Source organism: Pseudomonas sp. FW305-7 (genome assembly GCF_058786735.1).
Map to the genome: position 1 here is coordinate 24,482 of NZ_JBYSZA010000022.1, position 13,673 is coordinate 38,154.

Here is a 13,673-nt window from a genome sequence, read left to right on the forward strand (position 1 = left end):
AAAAAAGGCGAGAGAGCGCGACTAGCGCACTCCCTCGCCCGAACTCATTCCGAAATTACTGAAGCAGCTTCAGTACAGCGGAAGGCAGTTGGTTGGCTTGAGCCAGTACGGAGGTCGAAGCCTGCTGCAGAGTTTGCTGCTTGGTCAGGTTAGCAGTTTCTGCGGCGAAGTCGGTGTCTTGTACACGACCCTGTGCAGCAGTGGTGTTCTCAACGATGTTTTGCAGGTTGGAGATGGTGCTGGTCAGACGGTTTTGCGAAGCACCCAGGCTCGAACGAGTGCTGTTGATCGTTGCAATTGCAGCGTCGATCGCGGTGATTGCGTTGTCGATGTTGGCAGCAGCGCCCGATACGCTTGCACCGGTCAGAACTACAGTACCGCTACCTACGGACAGGCTGACGGCGTCGAACTTGGAGCTCAGTACCAGGTCGATGTGGTTAGCCGAACCGGTGTTTGCGCCCACTTGCAGGGTCACAGTACCAGCCGAACCGTCCAGCAGGTTTTTGCCGTTCAGGTTGGTGGAAGCAGAGATACGAGTCAGTTCGTCCGACATCTGGGCGAATTCGTCGTTGGTTGCTTTCTGGTCGATGCTGCCGTTGGTACCGGTACGGGCTTTAACAGCCAGTTCACGCATACGCTGCAGAATGTCGGTCGAAGCTTGCAGAGCGCCTTCAGCGGTCTGAGCAACGGAGATACCGTCGTTGGCGTTCTGGATCGCCTGGTTGCCACCACGGATCTGGGAAGTCATACGGGTAGCGATCTGCAGGCCAGCGGCGTCGTCTTTAGCGCTGTTGATTTTCAGGCCGGAAGACAGGCGCTGCATCGAAGTCGACAGAGCGTCGGAAGCGCGGTTCAGGTTTTTCTGAACGTTCAACGACGTGGTGTTGGTGTTTACTGTTAAAGCCATGACGAATTCCTCGTTGGTTGGGTACTGCGGCTTCCGGCCCTGGCAACCGCCGGGTATGGCCTAGAGAACCTTCGTAATAGTTATCGTCGGGTAATCAGGTTGCTTGAGGGCTTTTTGAAAAAAATTTGCCATCACCCTGCCACCCCCGAGAAAACAAGGGCTTAGCGCGCCCCCTCCCACGAAAAAATGACGCCATAAAACTGCCCACATCACCAACCCTCGTGCCAGAGCCGTCGGTTCCCCGTCAGCGCTGCGCACTATCCAGCAATTCAATCAGTTCATACTCCATGAAATCGGCAAGTCCCAACCAGTCCTGGCGCTCCTGACACGCCAGGATGTGTGTCAGTACCTGTGCCCACGACTGCTGGACATCCTCAGAGGCGAGCGCAAAAAACCGTTGTGCCTCGTCGAATACATCGACCATGGTCAGCGCCGCTTCGACATCACGGCCCAAACGAAACAACCCAGCGCATTGCCGACATGCGCTGATGCACATCACCTGCGCACTCATTGCACAAACTCCGGATTGAATTGCGTGCCCACGATCATCGCCCCTGCCCGACTGCTGTTAAGGAACCTGACCTCTGGGTGCAGAGCGATATACCGCTCCAGCACGCACAGGTAGCCACGAAAATTCAGCTGCGTCCTGACCCGTTCGCCATACCCGTCACGAACCCAGTGTCGCGCCTGCTCCACGGGAGGCCCCAGATCGCCATCGTCCCATCCGGCATGTGTCTTGTTCATCGGGAAGGCAAAGTCGGCGCCGAACAGCGTGATGCGCGTGCCGCCCATTTTCACGGCCAGGTCCACGGCGGGGTGAATCACGCTGCCACCGGCATGCAATTCGGCCCGAGGGTGCTGCTGACGCAACGTGGCGTAGACCGGGCTGGCGGTATAAGCGCCATAGCGCTTGCCTCTCCAGGCCTTCAACACCGTCGGTGAGCTCATGGGCAGGTACACCAGCGGGATGCCGTCGGACTCCTCGAAAGGCAGATGCCGAAAGCTGATCAACTGATCGATCGTCACCACCAGATCGGGGATGATTCCGTGCTGACGCAAAGGTCGATAAGCCGTATCGACACAAATGAACAGCGGCCGTTCGGCCTGGCCACGCACCGACGCCAGCCGTTCAAAATGTCCTTCCAGGCTCGGTCCGGTGCCGATCACATAGATTTCACGGCCGATGCAGGTGCCAAACAGTTGCGCCACATCATCATCCGCAAGCAGCACCTCCAGGCTATCGCGCAAGCGCTGCTGAATCGCCGGCAATTGCGGATCGAACTCGCGATTGTTGAAACTCAGGTGAACTTCATTGACCAGCCGATCACGCACCTTGGCATTGAAATCATCGGCCAGGAGCATTTCCGCGGGAAGGGCAAAAAACGGTGTGAAGATATCGGCGTGATCGCCGGCGTACATCAGTTCCACCCTGGGGTCTTCAAGCCATTGCCGCTGATCGAGCAGTTGCAACACCAGCGCAAACAGGGCGCCGTTAAGGACGTGCACGTACAAGCGTTCAAGCCCGGCACGCTCCAGCAAAACCGCTGGCAAGTCGCCAAGGCCGGTGCCATAGACATGCAATCGCGGTTTTTCCGGCAGGCTGGCTGCCTGGACCCGGGCCTCGTGAATCCGGTCATGGCGACTGGTCAGCTGGATCCCGTCCACGCTCAGCGTAGAGCCCAAGCCTTGTACCAGCTCGGCTTGAATGGCCGAACTGTCTTCAGCCACCAATCGTGCAAACAACGCCGGCCAGCGCAGCTGGATCACCTGGGCGTTGGCTTGGAAAAACTCGCTCATGCCGGCTCGCGCTCCGTTCAGGCAAAAAAATAGCGCTCAAGGTTAACCTTGAACGCTATTTTTGTATCCGCCGTTTTTTATCCGGCTCAAGGACGATAAATAATCGCCGAGCCCCACGACAGACCGACACCAAAACCGCTCAACGCAATACGCTGCCAATCGGAATCGAGTACGTGTTTTTCCAGCAGCAACGGAATGCTCGACGACACGGTGTTGCCGGTCTCGACCATGTCCTTGATGAACTTCTCCGGCTCGCCTTCGAAACGTCGTGCCACCGCGTCGACAATCGCCGCGCTGCCCTGGTGAATGCAGAACGCATCAATGTCGTCAGCCTTGAGGCCTGAATCATCGAGCAGCTCATGCAGGTGCGCCGGAACTTTCAGCAGCGCAAAGTTGAACACCTGACGACCGTTCATGAAGAACACGCCATCGGTGACTTTCAGGTGCGGAGCGCCGGAGCCGTCAGTGCCGAACTTGGCCTTGCCCAGCGCCCAGCTCGGATCTTCGCCCATCCAGGTAGCGGTGGCGGCATCGCCGAACAGCATGGTGGTGTTGCGGTCTTCCGGATCAACGATTTTCGAATACGGATCAGCGGTGATCAGCAGGCCGTTCTTCAGCCCGGCGGCTTCCATGAAGCCCTTGATCGCGTAGATGCCGTAGACATAACCGGAGCAGCCCAGGGAAATGTCGAACGCCGCAACGTTGGTCGGCAGACCGAGCTTGTCCTGCACGATCGCGGCAGTGTGCGGCAGGCCTTCTTCATCACCGTTCTGGGTGACGACAATCAACGCGTCAATCGATTCACGCTTCAGATCAGGGTTGCTGGCAAACAGCGCATTGGCCGCTTCCACGCACAGATCGGAGGTTTCTTGTTCAGCGTCTTTGCGCGGCAGAAATGCCGAACCGATCTTGCCAAGGATGAACTCTTCATCCTTCTCGAATTTTGCACCTTGTGCGTAATTGTCCACGCCGGCTACAGGAACGTAGCTCGCAATGCTTTTTATGCCAATCATTACGGCTTCCCAATAAAAAACAGCCCAAGACCACCGCTCGCAAGGATTCGAGGGGCGCCGACAAACAGAAATTGGCCGCCACGAAGGGCGGCCAGGGGGAGCGCAAAGGGCTATCACTGGAACCGAAAACGGGCCAGGCGCCATCTCCCCGATCAATACAATACAGTGAAGATGCGCGTTATGACTCGCAGGTCACGCTATTTTGCCGAATCGGTGCAGATCGGCTTATTCGACCAACGACCAATCCAGCGGCGTGCCGCGCTTGATCGGCGTGCGAGCGCGGCGGCCGAGAACGGCGTCGGTGTGCTTGGGCGGCAGACCGAGGCCGGGACGAATGGCCCGCAGATTGTCCCGAGTAAAGGGCTCACCCGCGGCCATGTCGGCGGTCACGTACAGCGAACGGCGATAGACCACCGATTTCAGTTCAGCTTCGGTGGCGCCGTATTGCACGTGCCCCAAAGCCTGCCAGGCACGTTCGGTTTCCAGCACCAGACTGGCCATTTCTGCAGGTTCCAGCGAGAAACTCGCATCAACCCCACCTGCCGAACGGTCAAGGGTGAAGTGTTTTTCCACCACCGTCGCGCCAAGCGCCACGGCTGCCACCGACACACCGACGCCCATCGAGTGGTCGGACAGCCCCACCTCGCAACCGAACAATTCACGCAGATGAGGGATCGTGCGCACGTTGCTGTTGAGCGGTGTCGCCGGATACGTGCTGGTGCATTTGAGCAGCACCAGATCCGTGCAACCCGCCGCGCGGGCAGCGCGCACGGTTTCGTCGAGTTCGGCGATGCTGGCCATGCCGGTGGAAATGATCAGCGGTTTGCCGGTGGCGGCGACACGGCGAATCAACGGCAGGTCGGTGTTTTCGAAACTGGCGATCTTGTAGGCCGGCACGTCGAGACTTTCGAGAAAGTCCACGGCCGTGTCATCGAACGGCGTCGAGAACGCGAGCATCCCCAGCTCTTTGGCCCGGGCGAAAATCGGTGCATGCCATTCCCAAGGCGTATGGGCTTTCTCATACAGATCGTAGAGCGAAGTCCCCGCCCACAGACTGCCCGGATCCTTGATGAAGAACTCGCCTTCGGCCAGATCCAGCGTCATCGTTTCGGCGGTGTACGTTTGCAGTTTCAAGGCATGCGCGCCGGCCTTGGCGGCGGCTTCGACAATTTGCAGGGCCACATCGAGCGACTGATTATGGTTGCCGCTCATCTCGGCAATGATGAACGGCGGCGCATCGGCACCGATCAGACGGTCGCCAATCTTGAAACTGCTCATGTGTGGTGTTCCTTCAAAACCTTGGTGAACGCGCAGGCATTTTGATTGAAGCCGGCGTCGCGAAATACATTCAATGAAGCGTGATTATCCGGCTGCACCTGGGCGGAAATGGCGGTCAATTGCGGCCAGTGTGCCCGGACAACTGACTCGCCCCGCGCCAGCAGCGCCCTGCCCCAGCCAAGGTCGATTCGCCCTGCAAACAGATGCAGCGAAACGTCGGCTTCGAAGCCGCGCAGGTCGTAACGCAACACCCCGACCGGGCCGTCGTCGGCCTCGGCGATCAACAACAAGTGCTGCGGATTACGCAGACTGGCGCGCATTCCGTCGAGTAGCAGCGGCGTGTCGTCCTGCGTCGCCGGACGAACCTTGAGCACGGCGCCGGCCAACGCCGCAGCGACTCGCAACGCTCCACGACCATCGACCAGTTGCCGCGAACGTTCTGCCAGGCTCTGCCGCAAATACTGATTTCCCGCGACGAAACCAATCGCATCGCGCAACTGCTCGACACTGACCTGCTCCCGCGCGCCCATGAATACATGGGCGCCGGCTGCCGCCATGACTTCGCCATTGACTTGCTGGTTGTTCGACACCGCGATACAGATGGTCGGCAGGCCCAGCGCCGCACGCTCCCAACTGGTACCGCCGCCAGCGCCGATAAACAGGTCGGCCTCGGTCATGCGCTGATGGAAATCACTGACAAAGCTGTGCAGACGCCAATTCGGTCGCGTATCGCTCAGGGCTTGCATTTGCGCCCACGCCGGATTGTCGGCACCGGCAACAAAGTCCACTTCCAGCTCGGGAAAACCCACCAACGCGAGCATCGCATGATGAGTCTGCATCGCTGCGTCGAAACCACCGAAATTGACCAATACCCGTCGCGCCCTGGCTTTGATTTCGATCGCCGGGCCGTTGAACTCTTCACGCAACATCGCATAACGCGGACCGAGCAGGGTGCGGCAGCCATCAGGCACTAGCGCAGCGTAGTTTTCGCTGAGCCCCGAGAGATTCTGATTAAGCAGCAGATCAATGCTGTAGCGCCGAGTGGCGAGATCATCGACCGCAGCGATGTGCGGCGCCCAACGACGCGCGGCGGTTTGCCAGTGATGATCGAGGCCGTAGTGATCGACGATAATCCAGTCGAATTCGCCATGACCTTGCAGTAACGCGCCCAATGCATCGATGTCGGCCTGCCACGGCAGCATCGATTCGATGGCTTGTTGCGGGTCTTCATCGGGGTAGAAATCCGGTAGCGCGAAGGTCTCGAAACCCTCCTCGCTCAGGACGTCGAGCCGATGCCCCGGCAAGCGCCGACAAGCAAACGCGACATGACTGCCCTGCTCGCGCAGCACGCGAGCCAAGGTCAGACACCGGGCAATGTGGCCGCTGCCAATGGTCGGCGAGGCGTCGGCGCGAATCAGCACTCTCATCGCAGCTCTCCGCCGGCCTTGAGCGCGGCGTAAAGGTATTCGGCGCGCTTCCAGTCTTCAGGCGTATCGATGTCCTGCACCAGATGTCGCGGCAAAATCACTGGAAGACTCGCCGACGAATAAACCACTTCGCTGCGCAACCAGGCATCGCTGCGCCCCCAGTAAAACTGGCCGGCATCCTGAAACGCTTCGGGCAAATCCTGCGAGCGGGTGTTGCGAAACTCCGGGTACAACGCCGTGAGCGCGCCCTGCCCGTCCAGCGTCAGCGCTCGCTGCACCGGAAAACCGAAACTGCAAACCGAGAAGGCAAAGGACTTGTCCGGATGCAGCTTCAGCAACTCGAATCCCTCGCGCAGATAAGACGCCTGCAACAGCGGCGCCGTGGCGTACACGCAACAGGCGTAATCGAAGGCTGGCAGTTGCTGCAAGGCATGCACGATCACGGCTGCGGTGCCGGTGAAATCATCGGCCAACTCCGCCGGGCGCAGGAACGGCACCTGCGCGCCATGCGCCCGCGCGACATCGGCGATCTGCGCGTCGTCGGTACTGACCACGACCTGATCGAACACGCCTGAATCCAGTGCCGTGCGGATCGAGCGGACAATCATCGGCACGCCGTCAAACAGCGCAAGATTCTTGCGCGGGATGCGTTTGCTGCCGCCACGGGCCGGGATGATTGCGACGTTGCTCAAGGGCGCTTTTCCAATAAAAACCAGGTGACATCATCTGCCGGGAATTGCGCATCGCGGTGATACACGAAGCCGTAATCGAGCAACTGCAGATCGGCATAGCGATCGAGCATTTCGCCAGCAAAATCGCGTTTGAACAGTTTGCCGCTGTTGCCGCGATAGGACACTTCCATCGGGACCGGACTGTAATACTCGGCGATCAGAATGTAGCGCCGGCTCAGTGCATACAACTGCGCATACGCGCTCGCCAAAAGCTCCGGCGCCAGATGGATCAGCACGCCTTTGCTCAGGCTCAGGTCGTAGGTGCGCTCGCGGGGAAAGTCGAACAGCGAGCCGTGCCAGATCTGCGCAATGTCCAACGCCCGCGCCTGGGCGCAGGCGCATTCATTGATCTCGACCCCGAACAGTTCACTTTGCGGCAGCAATTGATGCAACGCCTGCAGGTTGTTGCCGGCATTGGTGCCCAGTTCCACCACGCTGGCGATGCGTGCGGCGCGGCTCAGAGCCCTGTCGAACAGCGCCAGATTGGCCGCCACCAGTGGCTTACCGATGTTGCGGTCAACGTACTGATTGCCGAAATCGCCCTGCCAGAATTTTTCCTGCTCACTCAGCTCACGCATTGCACAGCCCCATCCACCGCCGCAGCGGGATTTATTCGGTCAGCCGACGTAACTGCTCGATCACATGGTCCTGCTGTTCCTCGCTGAGCAACGGATACAGCGGCAGGCTGATCGCCTCGGCGTAATAACGCTCGGCTTCGGGGAAGTCGCCCTCGGCAAAACCCAGGTCGCGATAGTACGGCTGCAAATGCACGGGAATATAGTGAAGATTCACTCCGATACCGGCTGCACGCAAACCTTCGAATACCTGCCGATGCGTCAGGCCGACGCGCTCGGTCTGCAGTCGCACCACGTACAGATGCCACGCCGACTCCGCCTCCGGCTGCGCACTGGGCAAAGTCAGCGGCAGATAGGCCAGCAAACGCTCATAGCGCGCCGCCAGCTCACGACGACGCGCGATGAAGTCGTCCAGCTTGGCCAGTTGCGACAGGCCCAGCGCAGCCTGCAAATCGGTGATCCGGTAATTGAAACCCAGCTCGATCTGCTGGTAATACCAGGGACCGTGGCTGGGCTCGGTCATCTGCTGCGGATCACGGGTCATGCCGTGGCTGCGCAGACGCTGCAAGCGCTCGGCCAGCTGCGCACGATTGGTCAGCACCATGCCGCCCTCACCCGAGGTGATGATCTTCACCGGGTGAAAACTGAATACGGTCATCGCCGCAAATTCACCGCAACCCACCGGACGCCCGGCGTAGCTGGCGCCCACCGCGTGCGAGGCATCCTCGATCACGGTGAAGTTGTAGCGCACGGCCAGTTCGGCAATCTTGCGCATATCGCAGCTCTGCCCGGAGAACGCCACCGCGATCAGGACTTTCGGTAATGTGCCGTCGTGCTCGGCCTGCTCGAGCTTCGCCTGGAGGGCGACAGCGTCGAGGTTCCAGGTCAGTGGATCGATGTCGACGAAATCAACTTCAGCCCCGCAGTACCGCCCACAATTGGCCGACGCGAGAAAGGTGTTCGGCGTCGTCCACAACCGATCACTCGGCCCCAGGCCAGCCGCCAGGCAGGCAATGTGCAGAGCCGCCGTGGCGTTGCTCACCGCGACGGCGTAATCGGCCTGGCAACGCTCGGCCATGGCCTGCTCGAAACGCTCGATGCTCGGCCCCTGGGTCAGCCAGTCCGACTGCAGCACTTCGACGACGGCATCGATGTCTGCCTGATCGAGGCTTTGCCGACCGTAGGGGATCATGCCGAGAGCTTCGCGTGCAGGTCGGCGATCTGCCCGACCGAGAGGAAATGCGGATTGGTGTCGGAGCGATATTCGAAATCTTCGCTCACGGCATGACCCCGCTCGCCGAGTTTGTCGACGGCAAAATCGACATCGACACTGGTAAAGCGAATCGATGGCTGGATGGTGTAGTGATCCGCAAACTCAAGGGTCATCCGCGCATCGTCCAGCGGCACCATCAACTCATGGAGTTTTTCGCCGGGACGAATGCCGACGTTCTTGTGCGGCAGATGTTCAGCCATGCCGTGCGCCAGATCGACGATGCGGATCGACGGGATCTTCGGCACGAACACTTCACCACCGTGCATCCGCGCGAAGCTGTCGAGCACGAACTGCACGCCGTGGTCGAGGGTGATCCAGAACCGCGTCATGCGCTCGTCAGTGATCGGCAAATGCTCTGCGCCGTCGGCGATCAGCTTGCTGAAGAACGGCACCACCGACCCCCGCGAGCCGGCCACATTGCCATAGCGCACAACGGCAAAACGGGTTTCCTGCTCGCCGGCAATGTTGTTGGCGGCGACGAACAACTTGTCCGAGAGCAACTTGGTCGCACCGTACAGGTTGATCGGGCTGGCCGCTTTGTCGGTAGACAACGCCACAACCTTTTTCACGCCGTTGTCGATGGCGGCGGCGATGATGTTCTCCGCGCCATTGACGTTGGTGCGGATGCATTCGGTCGGGTTGTATTCCGCCGCCGGCACCTGCTTCAACGCAGCGGCATGTACCACGTAGTCGATGCCGCGCATGGCCTGACGCAAACGCTCGGCATCGCGCACATCACCAATGAAATAGCGCATGCACGGTGCGTTGAACGTCTGCTGCATTTCGTACTGCTTCAACTCGTCACGGGAGAACACCACCACGCGCTTGGGCTGGTATTGCTCCAGCAGACGGGCGATGAATTTGCGCCCGAACGAGCCGGTGCCGCCAGAGATGAAGATTGATTTGCCGTTGAACATATCTGAATTCCTGTGTCCTGTTCGCCAGGCTTAGCCGAGCAATTGCGCCCAATTGATCGGGGCACTTTCACCCAGGGTAAAACCTTTGCCGGTCAGCGCCAGGTTGGCGTTGTACGCCGGATCCTGTGCAAAGGCCGCGCTCCACTTCTCACGCAATGCAGACAATGCGTCAGGGGCTTGCGGCAACTCGCCGGTGTGCAATACCTGCACCAGCGGCGTCCACACCGTGAGGTAACCGGCCTGCCCGGCCTTGAGACACAGATCAACATCGCTGAAGCCGTCGGCGAAGGTCACTTCGTCGAGGCCACCCAGTGCGTTGAACAATTCTTTGCGCACCATCAGGCACACCTTCGACACCGCCGAATAGTTCTGCTCGACCGCCAGGCGCTGCATGTAACCTTCGCTCGCGTGTTTCTCGCCGATGAAGGCCGAAGCCACCCCGCCGTTCAACCCGAGAATCAAACCTGCCTGGGAGATCTTGCCGTCGCGGTCCACCAGTTTGGCACCGACGATGCCGACCTCAGGACGCTGGGCGTGATTGAGCAACGACTCGATCCAGTTCGGGTTGACCACTTCACTGTCGGTGGCCAGCAGCACCAGATATTCGCCCTGCGCCTGCTGGCTGGCCGCGTTGTACAGCGCCACTTGATCAAGCGGGCGATCTGCATGCAGCACCTGCACTTTGGCGTTGCGCAGCGTTCCCAACCAGTCATTGATCTCGGCCGACTGGTTCGGGTTGACCGCAATCAACAGCTCATAGCGGGTGTAACGGGTTCTGAGCAGCACGCCATCCAGGCAGCGTTGCAAGGCGCCAAGATCGTCGCCGGCAGGCACGATCACCGAGACCAGCGGCCGCTCGGCATGGCGATAGTCGATCTGCCAGGTGCCAGGCTGCGTCGAGGTGACCTGAGCCTTGTAACCGCGATTACCCAAGTGGCGCAGCAGCGCCTGCCGCTCGTGAGCATTTTCTGCCAGTTCCGGCGCGCGGGTGATCAGCAACGGTTCGTCGAGATGGGCCAGGCCGTCGAGGCCGCCCTGCTCGATGATGCGCAGCAGCACATCGAGTTCCAGCGCCTTGCTGAAATCGACCTGATAGCCACCGAGTTCAGTCAGCACTTCGCGACGAATCAACCAGTGCCGTGCCATCAGTGACGGAACGCTCTGCAGCAGATCCAGGTTGAAGCCCGGGCGGAACATATTTACCAGCGCACCATTTTCCTGGCGCTGGATTTCATCCGTGGCCACCGCACGCACACCTGGCGCCGCCATCAATTCCAGGCTGGCACGCAACAGGCCGGCAGCCGTGAACTCTTCACCCGCTTCCGCCAGCAGCAGCCAGTCGCTGGTCGATTGATTGACGCTCTGGTTGAGCTTGTCGACGAAGTTGCTTTGGGTCACTCGCACAAAGTGCAGCGTATTTTGTGCAGTGGTTGCAGCTGGCGGCTCACCCGTGGTGAAGACCACGACCTTGAAGGCTTTGCTGTGGCCTTCGAGCAAGCTGTCCAGGGAGATCTGCAACTTGTCGAGGTCGTCGTCCAGATCGAGCAGGAAAATGCCGAACTGCGGACCACCGCCATTGTCGGCCAGGTGCCGGGCAATCGCCGCAGCCTGTTCGGTATCCGGCGTACGCGCAGCGAGCCACTCGAGCAGGCGGCCGGTCAGCATTTTCTCGAATACAGGCTGATGCCCTTCGAGCAACGCTGCGTCCAGGCGCGCAACCCAGTCACGCAGCACTGGCGCGTCGTCTTCCTCGTCCAGCGGTTGCAATTGCGCGATCAGTTGCTTGATCACCGTGCGATTGAACACGTTAAGGTCGTGCGCCTGCCACAAGCGGTCGAGCACGCTTTCCGGGGTGTCATTGTTGCGTGCCAGCATCAGGCTCTGCTGGCGAGCCCAGATACCCTCCAGCTCCTTGAGCTGAACGCGTCCGGCCGGCATCGCGTGCAACAGAAACTCGAATTGAGTCAGTTGATCGAAAAACACCTGGTTGTAGAACGGCATTTCAACGTATTGCTTGGGACCGAAGCGACGCTGTGGCCCGGCCTCGATATCGATCCATGTCGACTCGAAGATCAGCTCGGCGGTAAGTGCCCGGTTGGTCTGCAGGCTTTCGGCGAGCGTGGCAAAACTCTTCAGAACAAACTGTTTGCCCTGCTGTGGATCCTGGTGCCCAAGCTGGGTCGGCAGCCCGGCAAGGAACTCGGCAAACGCTTCACGTCCGGCCACGCTCTTGGCGTCCATATAGGCCAGAGAGTGATAGATCTCGGTGTTGTGATCAGACTGTTCGTAGTTGATTTCGCGCACGACATAAGGAATCGGCAGAATCCGCGCCTTGCCCCGAGCCAGCATGTAATAGGTGTGACCGACTTCCTGCCACTGGAAGATCGTGTCTTGCGGCATCGCGTTGTACCAGTCGCGCAAGATCGCCGTACGCTGCACCGCATAGAACGGCGGCAGGTACTGATGCATGTAATCGAGCAGGCGATCCTCGGCCTGATCGGCCGAGTAGTCCTCGCAGACTTTCTTGTCGCGGCGGTAGTAATTGACGCTGTTGGCCAACGCCAGATACATCATGCTGTAGCCATGGCACAGGCTGTAATCGGGGTTGGCTTCCATGAACGCCACGGCTTCATGCAGGGCGTCATGCACAAGGAAATCATCGTCGGCGGCGAACACCATGTAAGGCGTCTGCAACTGCTCGACACCGTAGGCGAGCTTGGCGCGAATGCCCCAGTAGCCGAACTGCGGCAAGTGCTGATAATCCACGTTGGTGAATTCGGCAGGGATGCCCGCCAGCGCCACCGCCGACGAATCCAGCACCAGAATCCTGCACGGCAGGCTGCTGTAGAAGCGAATGGCTCTACGCAGAAACGCCGGGCGTTCGTGAGAGATCAGCACAATGGTCAACTGTTCGTTGAGTGCCAGACCGGTTTCAGAAGTGTTCTTGCCTTGCATATATTCCCCACACGCGGCGAGTCGCCGAAAACTCATCGTTGTTTGTCGATTAACGCACGCGACGCAGATAACCATCCGGCGCGACTGTGATCAGCAATTTGCTGTGAATCGACTGATCGATCTCGAAATCGCGGTTTTCTTCCAGGTAAGCCCACACTGCGGTTTTCGGGTTATCACCCTTGCCCCACGGACGATCCGGGAAAGCATCGGCCGGCATGTCTTCGACCACGGTGTCCATGACCACGCAATAACTGCCCACCGAAACCAGTGGTGCATACAGGCGCAGCTCTTCGAGGACGTGCTCGTGGGTGTGGTTGGAGTCCAGCACCACCAGGACTTTTTTGCCCTGCACACGCTCGCACACCTGATCGACGATCGCGGTGTCGATGCTCGAACCCTGGATCATGCTGATGCGTTTGAACATCGGGTGCGCTTCGATCGCTTCGCGATTGTGCTCGCGGATATCGATGTCGATGCCCAACACTTCGCCATGCCCGATCAATTCCAGAATCGAGGCGTAGAACACCAGCGAACCGCCGTGGGCGATGCCCGTCTCGACGATCACGTCCGGACGCAGGTTCCAGATGATTTCCTGCATCGCAACCATGTCCTGCGGGAACTGAATGATCGGCCGGCCCATCCAGCTGAAGTTGTAGGTGTACTTGTGTCTGGCCGTGGTGCCGACCCAGTCCAGGGACTCGGTCTGCAAGGCCTTGTCTTGCTGCAGGCCTTCGATGTTGGCTTTTACTTCTTCGCGAAACTGTTCATGCGGATTCATTGCAACTCTCCAAAAATTCGGG

12 protein-coding genes are annotated in these 13,673 nt (G+C 59.6%); all 12 read right to left on the reverse strand.

From position 1 onward, the window contains the following. Positions 1 to 55: 55 nt before the first annotated feature. On the reverse strand, positions 56 to 907 hold the full coding sequence (locus tag AC3WMT_RS22730) for a flagellin domain-containing protein (RefSeq protein ID WP_016984295.1): 852 nt from the start codon (positions 905 to 907) through the stop codon (positions 56 to 58). A gap of 244 nt (positions 908 to 1,151) precedes the next feature. After that, positions 1,152 to 1,418 (reverse strand): hypothetical protein, encoded by a 267-nt coding sequence (locus AC3WMT_RS22735; RefSeq protein ID WP_103305360.1) that lies wholly within the window; start codon positions 1,416 to 1,418, stop codon positions 1,152 to 1,154. Continuing rightward, the gene (locus AC3WMT_RS22740) at positions 1,415 to 2,704 is read right to left on the reverse strand and encodes a motility associated factor glycosyltransferase family protein (RefSeq protein WP_103305359.1); all 1,290 of its coding nucleotides are present in this window, start codon (positions 2,702 to 2,704) and stop codon (positions 1,415 to 1,417) included. The genes AC3WMT_RS22735 and AC3WMT_RS22740 overlap by 4 nt, the downstream gene beginning before the upstream one ends. An 86-nt stretch (positions 2,705 to 2,790) precedes the next feature. Continuing rightward, positions 2,791 to 3,717, reverse strand: a complete 927-nt coding sequence (locus AC3WMT_RS22745) for a ketoacyl-ACP synthase III (RefSeq protein ID WP_064119546.1) — start codon at positions 3,715 to 3,717, stop codon at positions 2,791 to 2,793. Between the two features lie 225 nt (positions 3,718 to 3,942). Beyond that, complete coding sequence (gene pseI, locus AC3WMT_RS22750; RefSeq protein WP_103305358.1) at positions 3,943 to 4,995, reverse strand: pseudaminic acid synthase; 1,053 nt, start codon at positions 4,993 to 4,995, stop codon at positions 3,943 to 3,945. After that, positions 4,992 to 6,422 (reverse strand): UDP-2,4-diacetamido-2,4,6-trideoxy-beta-L-altropyranose hydrolase, encoded by a 1,431-nt coding sequence (gene pseG / locus AC3WMT_RS22755; protein ID WP_103305357.1) that lies wholly within the window; start codon positions 6,420 to 6,422, stop codon positions 4,992 to 4,994. Before pseG ends, pseI begins: the two co-directional genes overlap by 4 nt. Then, positions 6,419 to 7,114, reverse strand: a complete 696-nt coding sequence (gene pseF / locus AC3WMT_RS22760) for a pseudaminic acid cytidylyltransferase (protein WP_103305356.1) — start codon at positions 7,112 to 7,114, stop codon at positions 6,419 to 6,421. The genes pseG and pseF overlap by 4 nt, the downstream gene beginning before the upstream one ends. Further along, a complete protein-coding gene (locus tag AC3WMT_RS22765; protein ID WP_103305355.1) occupies positions 7,111 to 7,731 on the reverse strand; it encodes a pseudaminic acid biosynthesis-associated methylase in 621 nt (206 codons plus the stop codon). The genes pseF and AC3WMT_RS22765 overlap by 4 nt, the downstream gene beginning before the upstream one ends. A 31-nt stretch (positions 7,732 to 7,762) precedes the next feature. Then, complete coding sequence (pseC, locus tag AC3WMT_RS22770) at positions 7,763 to 8,920, reverse strand: UDP-4-amino-4,6-dideoxy-N-acetyl-beta-L-altrosamine transaminase (RefSeq protein ID WP_103305354.1); 1,158 nt, start codon at positions 8,918 to 8,920, stop codon at positions 7,763 to 7,765. Beyond that, the gene (gene pseB / locus AC3WMT_RS22775; RefSeq protein ID WP_103305353.1) at positions 8,917 to 9,918 is read right to left on the reverse strand and encodes a UDP-N-acetylglucosamine 4,6-dehydratase (inverting); all 1,002 of its coding nucleotides are present in this window, start codon (positions 9,916 to 9,918) and stop codon (positions 8,917 to 8,919) included. The genes pseC and pseB overlap by 4 nt, the downstream gene beginning before the upstream one ends. Positions 9,919 to 9,948: 30 nt before the next feature. Then, on the reverse strand, positions 9,949 to 12,873 hold the full coding sequence (locus tag AC3WMT_RS22780; protein ID WP_103305352.1) for a TIGR00180 family glycosyltransferase: 2,925 nt from the start codon (positions 12,871 to 12,873) through the stop codon (positions 9,949 to 9,951). Between the two features lie 49 nt (positions 12,874 to 12,922). Then, on the reverse strand, positions 12,923 to 13,651 hold the full coding sequence (locus AC3WMT_RS22785; RefSeq protein ID WP_103305351.1) for a cephalosporin hydroxylase family protein: 729 nt from the start codon (positions 13,649 to 13,651) through the stop codon (positions 12,923 to 12,925). Between the last annotated feature and the right edge of the window lie 22 nt (positions 13,652 to 13,673).